Origin of the sequence: Algoriphagus aurantiacus (assembly GCF_035156405.1) — a bacterium.
In the GTDB taxonomy this organism is placed as follows: Bacteria; Bacteroidota; Bacteroidia; order Cytophagales; family Cyclobacteriaceae; genus Algoriphagus; species Algoriphagus aurantiacus.
The window spans coordinates 232,878-248,224 of record NZ_JAXRUT010000004.1; the positions used below are offsets into that span (position 1 = coordinate 232,878).

Sequence of the window (15,347 nt, forward strand, 5' to 3'; positions counted from 1 at the left end):
ATTTTGTCGTTGATGTTACAAGTTAATTATCTATTCGGACTAATTCAGGCTGTAGTTTGCTTAATTCTACTTCAGCTACTTTCTCATCTTCTGTGCTAAATCGGATAGCTAATGCCACCACACCCGAAACCACGATCATCCCTCCAATTACTAGATATCCGGCAGAAACAGCACTTGCAGCAGCAGCTGATTGAGCAGCTGCAGCAGCTTCTGCCCCGAGGGTTTCGCTTGCAATAAGAGCGGCTTTTTCCGCCACAGCGGACTTTGAACTCAAGAAAAGGGCTGCCAAAAATGCGCCGAAATTCCCCCCGGCTCCCACAATTCCGGAGATGGATCCAATGGCTTTTCTGTTAACAAACGGCACAACAGAGAATGTCGCTCCCTCTGCCATCTGTACAGTCAAGCTGAATGCCACAAGTAACCCAAACCCAAGAACCAGGCTGGTTGTTAGGGAAAATAAACTCAGCATCAGACCCTCGGCAATTAAGATTGCAGCCAAGAACCAGACTCTTCCTTTCAATCCTTTTGTTTTCCCAAATTTGTCCCCAAAAAATCCGCCCAATGTTCTTGCAAAAATATTCATCAGGGCAAAAGAAAGCACGATATTTCCTGCAGTGATCCGTTCGAGTTGAAAAGTGTTTTGTAGGTAATCATCCATGGTACCATACACCGTCAGCTCTATTCCAAAGCATGCAGCGTAAACGATGAAAAGCAGCCAAACGCGGTAGTCTTTCATGGCTTCCATAAAACCGACTTTGTCTTTCTTGGTGGTTGGTACTTTTATTCCTCTTGCTTCCAATTCTTTGAAGTTGCCCTCCGGAGTGTCTTTGGTAAAGAAATAATATACCAATCCCATGGCAAAGCAGACGATTCCGGCAATCACCATAGCATATCTCCAGGCATCAGCTTCCGCTACTCCCAGCCCGATGACTATCGCGGCAATGATCGGCATACCCAGTCTATTTGCTCCACCACCGAGATTTCCCCAGCCTGCAGAGGTTGCATTGGCCGTCCCGACTACATTGGAGGCAAACATCAGGGAAGTATGCACCTGAGTGATCACAAAGGATGCCCCGATGAATCCTGTCAATAGTCGGCAAATGTAAAACTGCATCGGAGTTTGTACCAGCCCACTGAAAATCACAGGAATAGATCCTAAGATAAGCAACCAGGTATAGCAAAGTCTCGGGCCATACTTATCGCAAAGTTTCCCGATCAATAACCTGGCGAAAATTGTTCCCGCTACGGCAAGAACTGTTGCATTCCATTTTTGCGCTGGAGTAAGACCCAGATCCTTGACTACGTCGGGCATAAAAGGCACAATGCCGAACCATGCAAAAAAGCAGATGAAGAATGCTATAGAAGTGATCCAAAAGGTGCGGATCGGGACGGTTTTAAAATCTAATAGATTTAACCGTGTTGCTTTGTGTGTAAGTAGTGGCTGCATAATACTTATTTTTATCTTGGTTAAAATTAAGTATTAATACGTAATTATAATACGTAATACGTAATTTTTTTTGATAAAAAATAAAAAATCCACTTAGATCGGCTCTAAATGGATTTTTAGCCACGTATAAAATTAACTCTTCTACTTAGATTAGGTTTAATTCTCTGGATTTTGTGGTCAGCTCCACAAGATTCTTGACGTTCAATTTTTTCATGAGATTAAAGCGGTGTACTTCAGCAGTTCGCTTGCTGATTTCCAGTGCATCTGCAATTTCGTTGTTTCCTTTGCCTTCGAGTATTTGCTCTAGGATCTGCTTTTCTCTGTTAGTCAAGTTGGCAAGTTCCTCGGAGTAAACCTCAGTTTTACTGGATGGTTTGGTTTTTCCATTGACGAAATTATTGATGATATAGGCGGATACATCTCCGGCGAAGAATTTTCCGCCACTTGAAATCGTGTGCAGGGCCTTCAAAAACTCACTTTTGGAAGATCCTTTCAGCAAGTAGCCATCTGCTCCGGCTTGGATGGCTTCCACCACATATTCTTCCGAATCGTGCATGGAGAGTACCAATTTTTTGATATGAGGAAAGGTTTTGCTCATTTCCTTCACCACCTCTAGGCCATTCATTTTTGGCATCCGTATGTCCACTATCAATAAATCAGGGTTTCTGGCTGCAATTACCTCGAGTGCCTCCTCCCCATTAGAGGCTTCATCGATTACCTCGAATTCTTTCTCACTCTCTAATAAGGACTTGATTCCATCACGGACCAATTCATGATCATCAGCTAAAACTATCTTAATTGGGTTCATATGTGCTTAAGTAAATACGTAGTAAAGAAACTGAATTTACGTATAAAAATCTAGAAAATCTAAGTTAAAGGTACGTTGAGGGTAACTTTGGTTCCTTCATTTGGAGAGGAGTTGATAAAGAGTCTCCCGTTGATGTATTTTACCCGTTCTTTCATAAAAGTGAGACCCATGCCACCCTCTTCATCTGGTTTTGACTTCAATTTCGATTTATCAAATCCTTTTCCATTATCATCCACGATGATGCTGAGAATATTCTGGCTGTGGGAGACAGTGACGATGATATGAGATGATTCAGCGTATTTAATGGCATTGTTGATTGCTTCTTGCGTGATGCGGTACAGGTTGATTTCGACCAAAGAATCCAGCCGCTGGTTAAAATCAGATTTATTGAAAAGCACAATGTCTTTCCCGGTAAGTTTGGAAAGCTCTTGGGTCAGTTCAGTCAAGGCAGGAACGATTCCATAATCTTTTAATTCCGGTGGAGTAAGGTTAAAAGTCGCTGTTCGCACACCTTTTATAATATTCGAAGTGAGTTCTTTTAGTTTTATGATCTTCACTTCGGCCTTCTCTGGATTAGAAGAATCTACACTTTCGAGCAGGTATTTCAATCCGGTGAGCATCTGCCCAATACCGTCGTGAATATCTTTTGCAATGCGGTTTTGCTCATTTTCCTGATTCTCGATGATTTGTCTTGAAATGATCTTTTGCTGATGCATTTTCTCCTCAAAACTCTCCTTTGTCAACTGCTCCACCTGATGCATAAACTCCTTCCGCTTGGTGATATCTAAGCAGATCAAAATCAATTCGGACTTGTCCTCGGCCGAATTGTAAGGAATCATGGATACATCCAGCCAGATGTCTTCTCCTGTCTGAGAGGTGGTTTTTAATTCACCTTCCCATCCGGCTTTTTTGTTTTCGGTAATAATGCGATCAATGGTAAGCTTCTCATTCTCCAAAGGAGAGAGGACATCGGAAATTTTGGCGTGGATATTGAATTTTTGAGCTTTATAAAGTCTGCTGAAGCGCTCTCCCATGTGAGTAATGTATCCTTCGGGAGTGATTCTGGCAAATAACAGAATCTGATCCATGGCTTTGCTAAGAGCCTGTAATTCCCTTACAGACTTTTCTTTTGACTGACTGAGAATATCTGCATTTTTGGCCATTTGGATTGCTTTTTCCTTAGCGTCCATTAGCTCGTAAATACTTGCTTTCATGGCTTTTGCCGATGGCCAAAAGATGATCAAAAACTCTCCGACTAAAATTAGAAGTGTAAAAAGTGTGATGAGCAGTTCCAAGCGCTGCAAGCTCGCGACCTTCTCCTTGGCCTCGTGATCATACTGATTCACGATCTCGTCCATTTTTATAAGAAAGCTATTCGCATTAGTCTCAATAATCTTTAATTGGTCTGCGATGGCGGTGGAATCATCAGAAGGATTGGATTTGAGAAAAAGGAAATTCTGAGTAGCCTCAGACACCTGTTTGAAATACGGATTGATCTTCTCAAACATTTTGGTTACCTCCGGGCTATTGTCCACACTGAAATCCTGAGATTCATCTCCCAACTGCAGGACTTGGTGAGCTTCTGTCCATCGATCCAATGTATTTTGGACCGAGTCTATCAGTGCGGTGGAAGCTTCAGCAGACGGCGCATGGGAAAGTAAGAGCACTTCCTTATTCAGCTTTTGGCTTAACATGCGCTGCCGACCTGCCACATTGACCAGACGGCTATCGTTTTCCTGATCATTCAGGTATTGCCTGATGAGAATCTGGCTTGCGATCAGTGAGATAGCGATTGCCCCCAGGGCAATGATGTAAAGTCTGCGGAGACGATTAAAAGTTTCTTGATCCAGCGATCGCGGTGTACCGGTCATTTGATTAGGTAATGGCTTCTTTGACTAATTGTAAGCTTGAAGGAGATAGTGGTAATTGCAGTGCGGCCCGATGTCCTTTTTCAGACATTTTTGCCCATGTTTTTTGGAGGATATCGATGATTTTGGCAGACTCATGTTTGGCAGCAAATTCTTCGAAATAATATTCCAGAAATACCAGACAAATGACATCTTCCATGGTTTGGGTTTCAGGATCCGTTTTAAGTTGTTTCTTTCTGATCAGAAATTTCGTCCGTTCGATGACCTCCTCATCGAAGCCCACTTCCTTAAGAATCGAAGCTGCCATGTCGGCATGCATTTTTTTCAATTCCTCTCTCCACTTAAGATATCCCACTCTATCCATAGGGTAATCAGATCTAGGTATCTTCCATCTTCCAATATGTTGTGCCCTCACGGCCAGCCGCATAGCTTCCGAAGCCTCGGGATCAAATTGATCAAGCTTTTCTGTCATGCGGATGGAGTATAGCAGTTCTTTTGAGATCTCTTTGCCGGTTACTTCTTCTCTGACGGGGTCTTCCGCGTTGACCTGATCGATCAGCGAGATCGCTTTCTGGAATTTGTTCATGTGTAAATTGGATTAATCTGCGAATCCAATATATACATTTCCCTCCTGAATCCTGACCGGATAGGTCGCAATGCTGTATTCTTCCCCATTCAAATTGCTGCCGTCTTCCAAGGAAAAAGTCTTCTTATGTAATGGACAGGCAACTTTGGGAATTCCCTGAGAATCGCCAGTCATGCCCCTTGATAGCACCATTTCCATCCTATGGGGACAGAGGTTTTGACAGGCATACCAGGAATTTGTCCTTGTAAAATGATAAACAGCAATTTGCTTGGAGTTGTATTTCACGCAGGCTCCTGCATTCTCTGGAAAGTCTTCTGTCAGACCAACTTTGATCCAATGAATAGCTTGCTGCTCGGCTACGGATTGATAGTTTTTTAATAATTCTTCCATAATCTTATTCTTATTGGATTACCAAGGTCTAGGCATTTTTTGATCTCGCATCGGTACAAATACCAAGCTCTCATCTGTCTCTTCTGAATTCACAAATGGCTTAAACCGCTTCATTATCTGTGGATCTTCGATAGCTTCTTTCCATTCACAGGCATATCTCTGCACCAGTTCCTCCATTTCTGCTTCCAGTTCTTCGGCAATTCCCAGGCTATCTTCCACGACTACTTTTTTCAAGTATTCTATCCCACCCTCGAGTTTGTCCAGCCATGGAGCTGTGCGTTGCAAAGGAGCGGCAGTTCTGATATAGTAAACCAAGAATCTATCGAGATATTTGATGCAGGTTTCATCATCTAATTTTTCGGCAAGAAGTATAGCATGCTTGGGAGTGGCACCGCCATTACCACATACAAAGAGATTCCAGCCACCTTCTACGGCGATGACTCCAAAGTCTTTTCCTCTGGCTTCTGCACATTCACGGATACAGCCCGATACGCCACCTTTTAATTTGTGTGGGGAGCGAAGTCCTTTGTATCGCTCTTCGATTCGTATGGCAAAGCTCACGCTATCGTGTAGTCCGTAGCGACACCAGGTCGATCCTACACAGCTTTTCACTGTTCTGAGTGATTTGCCATAAGCATGCCCACTTTCGAATCCCGCATCGATGAGCTCTTTCCAGATCATTGGTAACTCATGAAGCTGTGCGCCGAAAAGATCAATTCTTTGTCCACCGGTTATTTTGGTGTAGAGATCGTATTTCTTTGCGACCTGTCCCAGCACCATCAATTTGTCTGGTGTAATTTCTCCTCCCGGAACTCTCGGAACCACAGAGTAGGTTCCGTTTCGTTGGATGTTGGCCAGGAATCTATCATTAGAATCCTGGATAGGAGCCTGCCGATTGGCAGTTTCCATGTAAATACTGGCGAAAATCGAAGCCAACACAGGCTTGCAAGTCTCACAACCGTGACCTTTGCCATGACGATCCAGTGCTTCGTCAAAATCCAGAATGCTGTGGAGCTTCACCAAATCGTACATTTCCTGACGGCTATACTCGAAGTGTTCGCAGATAGTTTCTTTCACTTCCTGCCCCATGGACTTTAGCGTAGCAGTAACCAAATCTGTCACCATCGGCTTACATCCACCACAGGAGCTAGAAGCTTTTGTTTTCTTCACTACATCTGAAAAATTGCAGCAGGCACCACTTGTGATGGACTCGCATATCGTTCCTTTACTCACGGCTTCGCAAGAGCAAATCTGGGCAGTATCCGGAAGATCCAGCACAGAACCCAATGCGCTTTTGCTTTCACCGCCTCTAGAACCCAAGATCAGATCTTCTGGATTCTCAGGTAGTTTCATCGCGTTGATGTACAGCTGGAAAAGTGTATTGTAGTCAGAGGAATCTCCGACCATGATACCTCCAAGTAGCCGAGATCCGTCTTTGGTGATGTTGATTCTCTTATAAACGCCGCGCTGCTTGTTTTCATAGACTATCGCGGTGATCTCTTCATTTTCGATAAAAGGATCGCCGAAAGAAGCCACTTCCGTTCCCACCAATTTCAGTTGTGTGGACATATCAATGGAAGGGCTCATAAGCTTTTCACCTCCGGTGATTTGATCTACAGCGATTCCCGCCATCTCATAGCCTGGAGCTACTAGTCCGTAGATGCCATTATTATAAAGTGCTACTTCTCCGATGGCATAGATAGACGGATCGGAAGTTTCCATTTTATTATTCACATATACTCCGCCTCTTTCGCCGGTTTTCAGACCGCATTTTACCGCCAATTCATCGCGGGGACGGATACCTGCAGATATGATCAACATGTCCGTAAGCAGGGACGTATCATCTGTAAACTGAATTTTTTCAATTCCTTCAGCACCTACGATTTCCTGGGAGTTTTTGCCTAAGTGAATTTTCATACCCAGACTCTCGATCTTGCTTTGAAGCATATCACTGGCCGCTTTGTCCAGCTGGCGTGGCATCAGGCGTGGAGCAAATTCGATCACATCGGTCTGCATTCCCAGCTCTTTGGCTGCATTTGCAGCTTCCAAACCTAGCAGTCCGCCACCTAATACCGATGCCTTAAATTTTCCTTCATGCTTAAGTTTCTGGGAATAATCCTTAATAGCATCGAGATCTTCGATAGTTCTATAGATAAATACGCCCGGCTTGTCTACCCCCTTGATATTAGGCACAAAGCAGGAAGAGCCTGTAGCCAAAATAAGGTAGTCATATTCGAAATAGTCATGCTTGTGGGTGAAAACACGTTTAGTTTCCACATCAATAGAAGTGATCATTTCTCCGGTCCGAAGTGTAATGCGGTTCTCAGCATACCAATCACGTGGTGCTAAAAGCAGCTTATCCGCTGAGTCTAGTGAGAAGTATTCGCTTAGGTGAACGCGATCATATGCCGGTCTGGATTCTTCCCCGAAGACGACAACCTCAAACTGATCAGCAAGAGGGTGAGCAGCTAGTTTTTCGCAAAACTTGTACCCCACCATTCCATTTCCTATGACAATAACTTTTTTCATGGCTACGTATTTTAGAACTCAAATATAAGTATAAATACGTAATTACAAATAAAATTCTAAATAAATACCTATTGAGGATAAGTAGTTTTTAGTAGACTTATAATGGGGAAAGCCTGTATATGAGTTTACAGGCCATTTATTGCTTGGTTAAGTATCTAGATACTTGTTTTAGGAATTAGATGAATTTTACTTCTACGTAAGTGGTCTTTATAAACGAAATCTTATCCGGTTCATGTCTCATGACCTGCCTTCCGGTAGGCAGGCTTGGCCCCAGGAATGCAGTCTTCAGACTGCCCTGCCAAATATTCATTAAGGTGAACCTCTCCTTGGGGGATGAAAGGGTATAGTAGATCCAGCTTCTGGAGAAGCAGGATAACACAGAATGTAAAAATAAGCGCAGGATAGCACCTAAACTGTGTCCTCCGAGTAAACCTCTGTGTCCACTGCGGTTAACTTGCCTTCAAACAAAAAAAGCACCCCAAAAGGAGGTGCTTTATAAAATATTTTTATGGTAGAATTAACCTACTCTTTCGATCTGAGAGAAGTAGAATGATCCTTCGATAGCTGCGTTTTCGTCTGAGTCAGAACCGTGCACAGCATTCGCTTCGATAGATTTAGCAAAGATCTTACGGATAGTTCCCTCGGCTGCATCAGTTGGGTTGGTAGCGCCGATCAACTTTCTGAAATCTTCTACCGCATTGTCCTTCTCAAGAATAGCTGCAATGATAGGTCCAGAGGACATATAAGCGCAAAGATCAGCATAAAACGGTCTTTCTGAGTGTACTTCGTAGAATTTACCAGCGATATTTTCAGTCAATTGGGTAGCTTTCATGGCCACGATTTTGAAGCCTGCTTCTTCGATCATTTTCAAAATTGCTCCTGAATTTCCTTCTGCGAAAGCATCAGGTTTGATCATGGTGAATGTTCTGTTGGTTGCCATGTTGTTCGTTTTAATTGGTTTAAATCGGCTGCAAAAATAGGCTTTTTCGCAGCATTCTGCACAAAAACTTTTGTATTTATCCGCTACCCGCTTCATTGTCAGTGTACTAGTATAATTGGGAATTGTCAAAAATTTCCTGACCTTTGCGAACTACAAGAGCCAAAAAGCAGCTAAATGTATAAAATGGAAGCTTTAGCCTCGTTTAAGAGAGAGATATCTTCACCCAAGAAAATATTCATCACAACACATGTCAAGCCCGATGCCGATGCATTGGGTTCTTCGTTGGGAATGGCTAACTACCTTCTCAAAAAAGGACATGAGGTAACTGTGGTGACTCCTACGGATTATCCTTCATTTCTTAATTGGATGAAAGGCAACGATTCTGTGCTGGATTTCAGTAATCCAACACAGATGGAATTAGCCACCAAAAAACTAAATGAAGCCGATATTATTTTCTGTTTGGATTTCTCTGTCTTGAACAGGGTAAATGAATTAGGCGAAATGATCCGCAAGTCGGATGCATATACCGTCAATATCGATCATCATCAAGATCCTGAGAATTTTGCTGATTTCCGTATATGGAGCACAGAAGCCGCAGCTACTTGTGAACTGGTCTATGAACTGATCGTGCAGCTAGGTGATGAACAGCTTCTGGATAAAGACATTGCCGAATGCCTTTATGCTGGTATAATGACCGATACAGGTGGATTCAGGCATCCTAATACGACAAAGAATGTACATCTGGTGGTGGCTGAGCTATTGGATTTGGGCGCTGATAGTTCTCAAATTTCAAACTGGATCTACGATTCCAACTCGGTCAACAGATTGAAGTTTATCGGTTTTGCGATTAGCCGCCGTTTGGTAGTCCGCGAAGACCTTCATATGGCCTATTTTGCAATCAGTAAAAAAGATCTTAAAAAATATCAAAGCCGCACTGGCGATACAGAAGGTTTGGTCAATTATGCATTATCTTTGGACGGGATAAAGCTGGCGGCCTTATTTTCGGAACGCGAAGACGGTGTCAAAATTTCTTTCAGGTCATCCAGCGAAGTAGCTGTCAATAAGTTTGCGGCAGAATATTTCGATGGTGGTGGACATAAAAATGCCTCTGGAGGCAAATCCACTTTGAGTCTAAAAGATACAGTAGAGCGATTCGAATCGTTGGTAGATGAGCACCAGGAAGAATTATTCCGAATTGTCCCTACTATAGCAGATTGATTAGCCTGAAAGCCCTCCTTATTACCTTGAAAAATCACACAACCTTTATGAAATCGAGCAGGACTCAAGAGTCACACATTGAGATGATTATTATGTCTGCGAGATTCTCCCGAATGAAGTTCGGGACAGGCTATATGTCCATTGAAAAACAACTATAATCAGATGAAAAATTCAAAAAGCCTTTTGGCAATCCTTGCTCTCTTGGTTGGAGCGAGTACATTGACTTCATGTAAAAAAACTAAAGTCACAGAAAAAGATGGTATAGAATATACCTACATAAAAGAAGGAAATGAAAAAGCTCCAAACAGGGAGTTTCTGCTTTACAATCTTGAGATCTCAACAGCATCTGATTCAGTGATTTTCTCTACAGCAAATAACCCTTTTCCAGGTTATGTGCAAGTGAACGATTCCCTACCGATAAATAATGGGATGGAGGAGATTTTCAGTGGTTTGCGAAAAGGGGACAGCATCACCCTTGAGTCGAACGTAAAAACTATATTTGGTGACAATTTCCCCCCATCTCTTAAAGAAGAGGACGTGGTTAAAGTAAGGTTGGGTGCCTTTGAAATCATGAATGAAGAAGCTATTCAGGCATACTACGAAAAACTAATGGCTGCAGAAGAAGTGAAAAGAGAAGAGAGAGCTAAAGAAAGACTGGTAGAAGAAGACAAGATCATTCAGAATTATATCAAAGAAAAAGGTCTAGATGCTCAGAAAACTGAAAGTGGTCTATACTATGTGATAGAAGAAGAAGGAACAGGTGATCCAGTGACTCCTGGTACTACCATGACTGTGGATTATGCAGGGTATTTACTTGATGGAACTTTGTTTGACACGTCGATAGAGTCTATAGCCAAAGAAAACAACATGTTCAAAGAAGAAAGACCTTACGCTCCGCTTCCTGTTACTGTAGGTATGGGGCAGGTAATTCCAGGATGGGATGAAGGTTTGCTATTGTTGAAAAAAGGATCTAAGTGCAAGTTTCTTATCCCATCTCCGCTGGCCTATGGAGAGAATGGTGCAGGAGCGATGATTCCAGCAAACTCAGTGCTTGTTTTTGACGTAGATGTAGCGGATGTACAGTAAGCCACGTACGGTATTTATATCTAAAACAAAAACAAAACCAACACCAATGAAAATTAGAATATTTGCCCTTTTAAGCCTGATTGCAGGGAGTCTTTCGTTAGCATCTTGTATCGATGATGAGGCTACAAATGATGTAATACTTGCCAACGATAAGGCAGCTATTAATGCATATATTGATACCACATCTATTGTCAATTTGAAGGAACTTCACGATGAGGTTACAGGCCTGAGGATGATTTGGCAAGAGGTAGCACCTAGTGACACTATTGAGACATTTTTTTTAGGCGATACAATTACTGTCAATTACACAGGCAAATTTCTTTCTGATAAGGTGTTCGAAACAACTCTTGAGTCTGTTGCCAAAGCCAATGGAATTTATAAGGAAAATGGGAAATATGAGCCAGTAGAGTTTCTTTTAGGGGGAGTTATTTTGGGATTTCAGTATGGGATTTCTAATATGGAAATTGGTGAAAAGGCAACAGTATTTGTCCCATCAGAATTTGCTTACGGAAGAGACGGAAATAGAAATATAGGGCCAAATACTCCACTAATATTTGAACTGGAGTTGGTTCAAGTAAATCCAGTAAAAAGAGAACAATAATATGATTTTACAAAGAGCTAGTATTTTCTTCTTCTTGATTTTCGCAGTGGTACTGATCAGCTGCGAGCCAAACAATCCCTTCGATAGAGGGCCTGTTTATGATGAAGAGGGCAATCTTGCAAAGGACAGCCTTTTGATCGTGGATTACTTGGAAACTGCTGAGATCGATAGCCTGTATCGCATCCATGACCCTAGTGGGGTGGTAATCATTGTACAAGAGGAAGGAACAAGCTCACGTCCTGGAAACGGAAATTTAATTCATGTTAATTATACAGGCTCACTGCTGAGTGATGGAAGTGTTTTTGAAACCACTATAGAACAAGTGGCAAAGGATAATGATATTTATGATGAAGATGCCACATATCGCCCCATTAGCTTCACGCTGGGAGGAAATGTTATAACTGGTTGGAATATTGGATTTAGCCGCTTAAGGTCAGGATCCAAAGCCAAGTTGATTATTCCGTCAACTTGGGGATATCGGGATGATCCGGATAGGGCTAAAATTCCTGCTAATTCGGTATTGATATTTGATGTAGAGTTCAAAGGGATGGACTAAGAATAATCAGAGGGCTTCGGCCCTCTTTTTTTTTGGTTTTTCTGGAAGTCTTTTATAACCAGGGTGGGCACGGAGGTGTTCGTAGAGCACACATTTTAAAATAATTTTTTATCAAAGTCAAACTCCTATGTTATCCTGCTTCTCCAGAAGCTGGATCAAATATACACTTTCATCACCGTGGGGATTAATCAATGTTTTGGTAGGGAAGTCTGGTGACTCCAGTGAGATGGGTCCAAGTCTGAAGACTTGAACTGGATAAAGCAGTGCTGTTTTTGCCTCCAGGAACACAGCTGGCAGGATCCAGTTCGCTCTTTCATTTCCAGCTGTCAAATTTTTAATACAGTCAAATAATAAACTCTCTAGCTACTTTTCTTACGACGCCAGTTTCTGGGTTTTGTCTTCCATTTGAATCCTTTTTCCCAACCATCCCAATACAAAAAAGCTCACTATAAATCCAATAATCGGAATAGTAAGGGTGGCCATCTGCCAAATGAATGGAGTTGTTTCGAGTTGGAACTCGCCAAAAGTTGACTGAATTTCCATGTCCCACTCTTGGAAGATCCCTAACGACGCGAGATAGATTAGGTAGATAAATAAAGCTACCATTACAGCACAAAATACCATACCCAGACGTATAAAAACCTTGGCAAGCTGGAAGCTTGGATCGAGAGAGATTGAATTGCTCATGGCTGAAAATTTTATATAAAAATGGGATTCAATTTACTGTTAACCAATTATTTAACGTTAAATACGTTTAAAATTATCTGAGAACTCATTTTTTTTCTTTTTAAAAGCCATCCAAAAGAGTGGATTGGTAAGGACAATCAGAAGAAGAATACTATGTTTCAGAGCCTTTTGGTAATTTAATCTGAATCTATCCAATAAAAAAAGGAACCCATCGCTGAGTTCCTTTTTGATTTCAGGAGTGTGAAATCTTACTTTCTCACTCTGATTTTTTCCTTGATACGTGCAGCTTTACCCTGACGTCCTCTTAGGTAGAATAGACGGGCTCTTCTTACTTTACCTTGTCTCAATAGATCGATTTGCTCGATAGCAGGAGAGATGATAGGGAAGATTCTTTCTACTCCGATACCATTGGATATTTTTCTTACAGTGAAAGTCTCACCGTTAGAGTTAGGGTTTCTACGCTGGATTACAGTTCCTTGGAACTGCTGGATACGCTCCTTGCTACCTTCTTTGATACGTACGTGTACGTTGATGGTATCGCCAGCTTTGAATGAAGGGAACTTAGCTCTCGCTTCGCTGTATTCCGCTTCTACTATTTTCATTAGATCGCTCATAGCTTTATGTTTTTATGCTTTCGCTGTTTGCCAACGCGTGGCTTATGTAATTACTTCTTATACGATTCTGCATCGCTTACCCCAGTTCCTTTTTCGCGGAGCAAATCAGGTCTTCTCTCTTGGGTTCGGCGAACCGATGCTTCAAATCTCCACTCATTTATCTTGGCCTCATGTCCTGACAACAATACTTCCGGTACTTTCATCCCCTCATACTCTGCGGGGCGAGTGTACACCGGCGGTGCCAGCAGTCCATCCTGGAAAGAATCAGTCAATGCTGAGGTCTCATCATTCAATACTCCCGGGATCAGGCGAATCAACGCATCAGCCACTACAGCCGCTGCCAATTCTCCTCCGGAAAGCACATAGTCACCAATACTGATTTCTTTGGTGATGAATCGCTCTCTAACACGCTCGTCTACTCCCTTATAGTGACCACAAAGGATCAACAGGTTTTGGCTGAGCGAAAGTGCATTTGCCATGGGCTGGTCGAACCTAGCTCCATCGGGCGTCATGTAGATGATCTCATCGTACGTGCGTTCCTTCTGAAGTGCTTCTATACATCGAGCGATTGGCTCAATGGACATCACCATCCCGGCTCCCCCTCCAAAAGCGTAGTCATCGACCTGCTTTTGCTTGCTTGTTGAATAATCCCGTAGATTGATCACGCGAATACTGGCTAGTCCTTTGTCCTCCGCTCTTTTCAGAATGGAGTGTGCAAATGGCCCTTCCAATAATCCCGGAACTACAGTGACAATATCAATGTGCATGGGTTAGTCTTCCAGATAAATTTCAAGTAAACCTTCGGGTAATCGGCAGTAAACTTTTTTAGCTGCCTTGTCCACCTTCTGGATAATTCCGTCCTGAATTGGTATCAGTACTTCTTTTTCCTTATGTGTTACTCCGAGGAGATTCTGTGTCTCCAGATCATATACGATCTGAATAGGTCCGATCAGGCCCTTAGTCTCGTCAAAGACTTCGAATCCAACCAATTCATGGAAGAAATATTGATCTTCTTTCAGTTCAGGCAGTGCTGTCAGGGGAAGATAAACTCCCAATCCAACCAAATCTTCTACCTGACTAATTGAGTTCAAATCCTCAAACTTCGCCAATGCCTTATTTCCGGGTTGGAGTACAAAGTGCTCCAGGAAAAACGGTACCAGCCGGGATTTTTGCTCTAAGAATAGGTGCTCTAACGTCTCATAATCCTCAGGATAATCGACATCAAGCATAATCATTACTTCTCCACGAAGTCCATGAACTTTAGACACGTAGCCTAATTGAAAGCTTTGGTCTTTATTCATGGGGATTTATATTAAGCTTTTGCTTCGTCTTCGCCAGCTTCAGGAGCTTTCTCTTCAGTAGGAGCTTTAGCTTCAGGCGCTTTTGCTTCTGGTGCTTCTTCAGCTACAGGAGCTTCAGGTTCAGCAGCAGGTGTTTCTTCAGCAACAGGAGCCTCTTCAGCAACTACTTCTTCTACCTTAGGAGCAGGATTGTTAGCAGCTTCAGCAGCAGCTAGCAGTGCTTTCTGCTCGTCCTCTCTTGCTTTGATCGCATCAAGTCTAGCTTGGTTCTTCGCAGTTTCAGCATCCAATGCTTTCTTACGAGCATCAGCTTTAGCAGCAGTGATACCTTCTGCCTTACCGGCAATCTTCGTGTCTTTCTCGTTCAACCATGCTTCGAATTTCGCATCTGCTTGTTCTTGCGTGATTGCACCTTTCAATACACCGATCTGAAGGTGTTTTTTCAACATCACACCTCTGTAAGAAAGCATCGCTTTCACAGTGTCTGTTGGCTGAGCTCCGTTCAACAACCATTTAAGAGCGCGCTCATTGTTGATGTTGATAGAAGCAGGATTCGTGTTTGGATTGTAAGATCCGATTTTTTCGATGAAGCGTCCATCACGTGGAGCTCTTGCATCAGCTACAACCACGTCGTAGATAGCCATTTTTCTTCTACCTCTTCGTGCTAATCTGATTTTTACTGACATAAATTATAATGTATTTAGTGAGTGAATGGA

17 protein-coding genes are annotated in these 15,347 nt (G+C 42.5%); 4 read left to right on the forward strand and 13 right to left on the reverse strand.

Annotated elements, in window-relative coordinates; all coding sequences use genetic code 11:
• Positions 1-22 precede the first annotated feature (22 nt).
• The 7 genes from SYJ56_RS06180 to SYJ56_RS06210 all read right to left on the reverse strand — a co-directional run bounded on the left by SYJ56_RS06180 (position 23) and on the right by SYJ56_RS06210 (position 8,568).
• The gene (locus SYJ56_RS06180) at positions 23-1,447 is read right to left on the reverse strand and encodes an MFS transporter (RefSeq protein WP_323832766.1); all 1,425 of its coding nucleotides are present in this window, start codon (positions 1,445-1,447) and stop codon (positions 23-25) included.
• 145 nt (positions 1,448-1,592) lie between these two features.
• Positions 1,593-2,255, reverse strand: coding sequence for a response regulator transcription factor (locus SYJ56_RS06185; protein ID WP_323832767.1), 663 nt, complete (start codon positions 2,253-2,255; stop codon positions 1,593-1,595).
• Between the two features lie 59 nt (positions 2,256-2,314).
• Positions 2,315-4,126 (reverse strand): ATP-binding protein, encoded by a 1,812-nt coding sequence (locus SYJ56_RS06190; RefSeq protein ID WP_323832768.1) that lies wholly within the window; start codon positions 4,124-4,126, stop codon positions 2,315-2,317.
• 4 nt (positions 4,127-4,130) lie between these two features.
• Positions 4,131-4,709, reverse strand: coding sequence for a DUF4202 domain-containing protein (locus SYJ56_RS06195; protein WP_323832769.1), 579 nt, complete (start codon positions 4,707-4,709; stop codon positions 4,131-4,133).
• Between the two features lie 12 nt (positions 4,710-4,721).
• Positions 4,722-5,099: a nitrite reductase small subunit NirD gene (gene nirD, locus SYJ56_RS06200; protein ID WP_323832770.1), complete on the reverse strand. Its 378-nt coding sequence runs from the start codon at positions 5,097-5,099 to the stop codon at positions 4,722-4,724.
• A gap of 18 nt (positions 5,100-5,117) precedes the next feature.
• A complete protein-coding gene (gene nirB, locus SYJ56_RS06205) occupies positions 5,118-7,628 on the reverse strand; it encodes a nitrite reductase large subunit NirB (protein ID WP_323832771.1) in 2,511 nt (836 codons plus the stop codon).
• 517 nt (positions 7,629-8,145) lie between these two features.
• Positions 8,146-8,568 (reverse strand): nucleoside-diphosphate kinase, encoded by a 423-nt coding sequence (locus SYJ56_RS06210; protein WP_323832772.1) that lies wholly within the window; start codon positions 8,566-8,568, stop codon positions 8,146-8,148.
• Between the two features lie 183 nt (positions 8,569-8,751).
• On the opposite strand from SYJ56_RS06210, the gene SYJ56_RS06215 reads away from it, so the two are divergent.
• The 4 genes from SYJ56_RS06215 to SYJ56_RS06230 all read left to right on the forward strand — a co-directional run bounded on the left by SYJ56_RS06215 (position 8,752) and on the right by SYJ56_RS06230 (position 12,029).
• A complete protein-coding gene (locus SYJ56_RS06215) occupies positions 8,752-9,786 on the forward strand; it encodes a DHH family phosphoesterase (RefSeq protein WP_323832773.1) in 1,035 nt (344 codons plus the stop codon).
• A gap of 162 nt (positions 9,787-9,948) precedes the next feature.
• The gene (locus SYJ56_RS06220) at positions 9,949-10,872 is read left to right on the forward strand and encodes an FKBP-type peptidyl-prolyl cis-trans isomerase (protein WP_323832774.1); all 924 of its coding nucleotides are present in this window, start codon (positions 9,949-9,951) and stop codon (positions 10,870-10,872) included.
• 46 nt (positions 10,873-10,918) lie between these two features.
• The gene (locus SYJ56_RS06225) at positions 10,919-11,473 is read left to right on the forward strand and encodes an FKBP-type peptidyl-prolyl cis-trans isomerase (RefSeq protein ID WP_323832775.1); all 555 of its coding nucleotides are present in this window, start codon (positions 10,919-10,921) and stop codon (positions 11,471-11,473) included.
• 1 nt (position 11,474) lies between these two features.
• Entirely contained in the window at positions 11,475-12,029 is a 555-nt protein-coding gene (locus SYJ56_RS06230) for an FKBP-type peptidyl-prolyl cis-trans isomerase (RefSeq protein ID WP_323832776.1), read from the forward strand.
• A gap of 117 nt (positions 12,030-12,146) precedes the next feature.
• Here SYJ56_RS06230 and SYJ56_RS06235 read toward each other — a convergent pair whose 3' ends face one another.
• The 6 genes from SYJ56_RS06235 to SYJ56_RS06260 all read right to left on the reverse strand — a co-directional run bounded on the left by SYJ56_RS06235 (position 12,147) and on the right by SYJ56_RS06260 (position 15,317).
• The gene (locus SYJ56_RS06235) at positions 12,147-12,359 is read right to left on the reverse strand and encodes a hypothetical protein (protein WP_323832777.1); all 213 of its coding nucleotides are present in this window, start codon (positions 12,357-12,359) and stop codon (positions 12,147-12,149) included.
• Positions 12,360-12,401: 42 nt separating this feature from the next.
• A complete protein-coding gene (locus SYJ56_RS06240) occupies positions 12,402-12,716 on the reverse strand; it encodes a hypothetical protein (RefSeq protein ID WP_323832778.1) in 315 nt (104 codons plus the stop codon).
• A 248-nt stretch (positions 12,717-12,964) separates the two neighbouring features.
• Entirely contained in the window at positions 12,965-13,330 is a 366-nt protein-coding gene (rplS, locus tag SYJ56_RS06245) for a 50S ribosomal protein L19 (protein WP_323822121.1), read from the reverse strand.
• Positions 13,331-13,380: 50 nt separating this feature from the next.
• Positions 13,381-14,097, reverse strand: a complete 717-nt coding sequence (trmD, locus tag SYJ56_RS06250) for a tRNA (guanosine(37)-N1)-methyltransferase TrmD (protein ID WP_323832779.1) — start codon at positions 14,095-14,097, stop codon at positions 13,381-13,383.
• A 3-nt stretch (positions 14,098-14,100) separates the two neighbouring features.
• Complete coding sequence (gene rimM, locus SYJ56_RS06255; protein WP_323832780.1) at positions 14,101-14,631, reverse strand: ribosome maturation factor RimM; 531 nt, start codon at positions 14,629-14,631, stop codon at positions 14,101-14,103.
• 11 nt (positions 14,632-14,642) lie between these two features.
• Positions 14,643-15,317 carry a 30S ribosomal protein S16 gene (locus SYJ56_RS06260; RefSeq protein ID WP_323832781.1) on the reverse strand — a complete coding sequence of 225 codons (675 nt, stop codon included), beginning with the start codon at positions 15,315-15,317 and terminating at the stop codon, positions 14,643-14,645.
• Between the last annotated feature and the right edge of the window lie 30 nt (positions 15,318-15,347).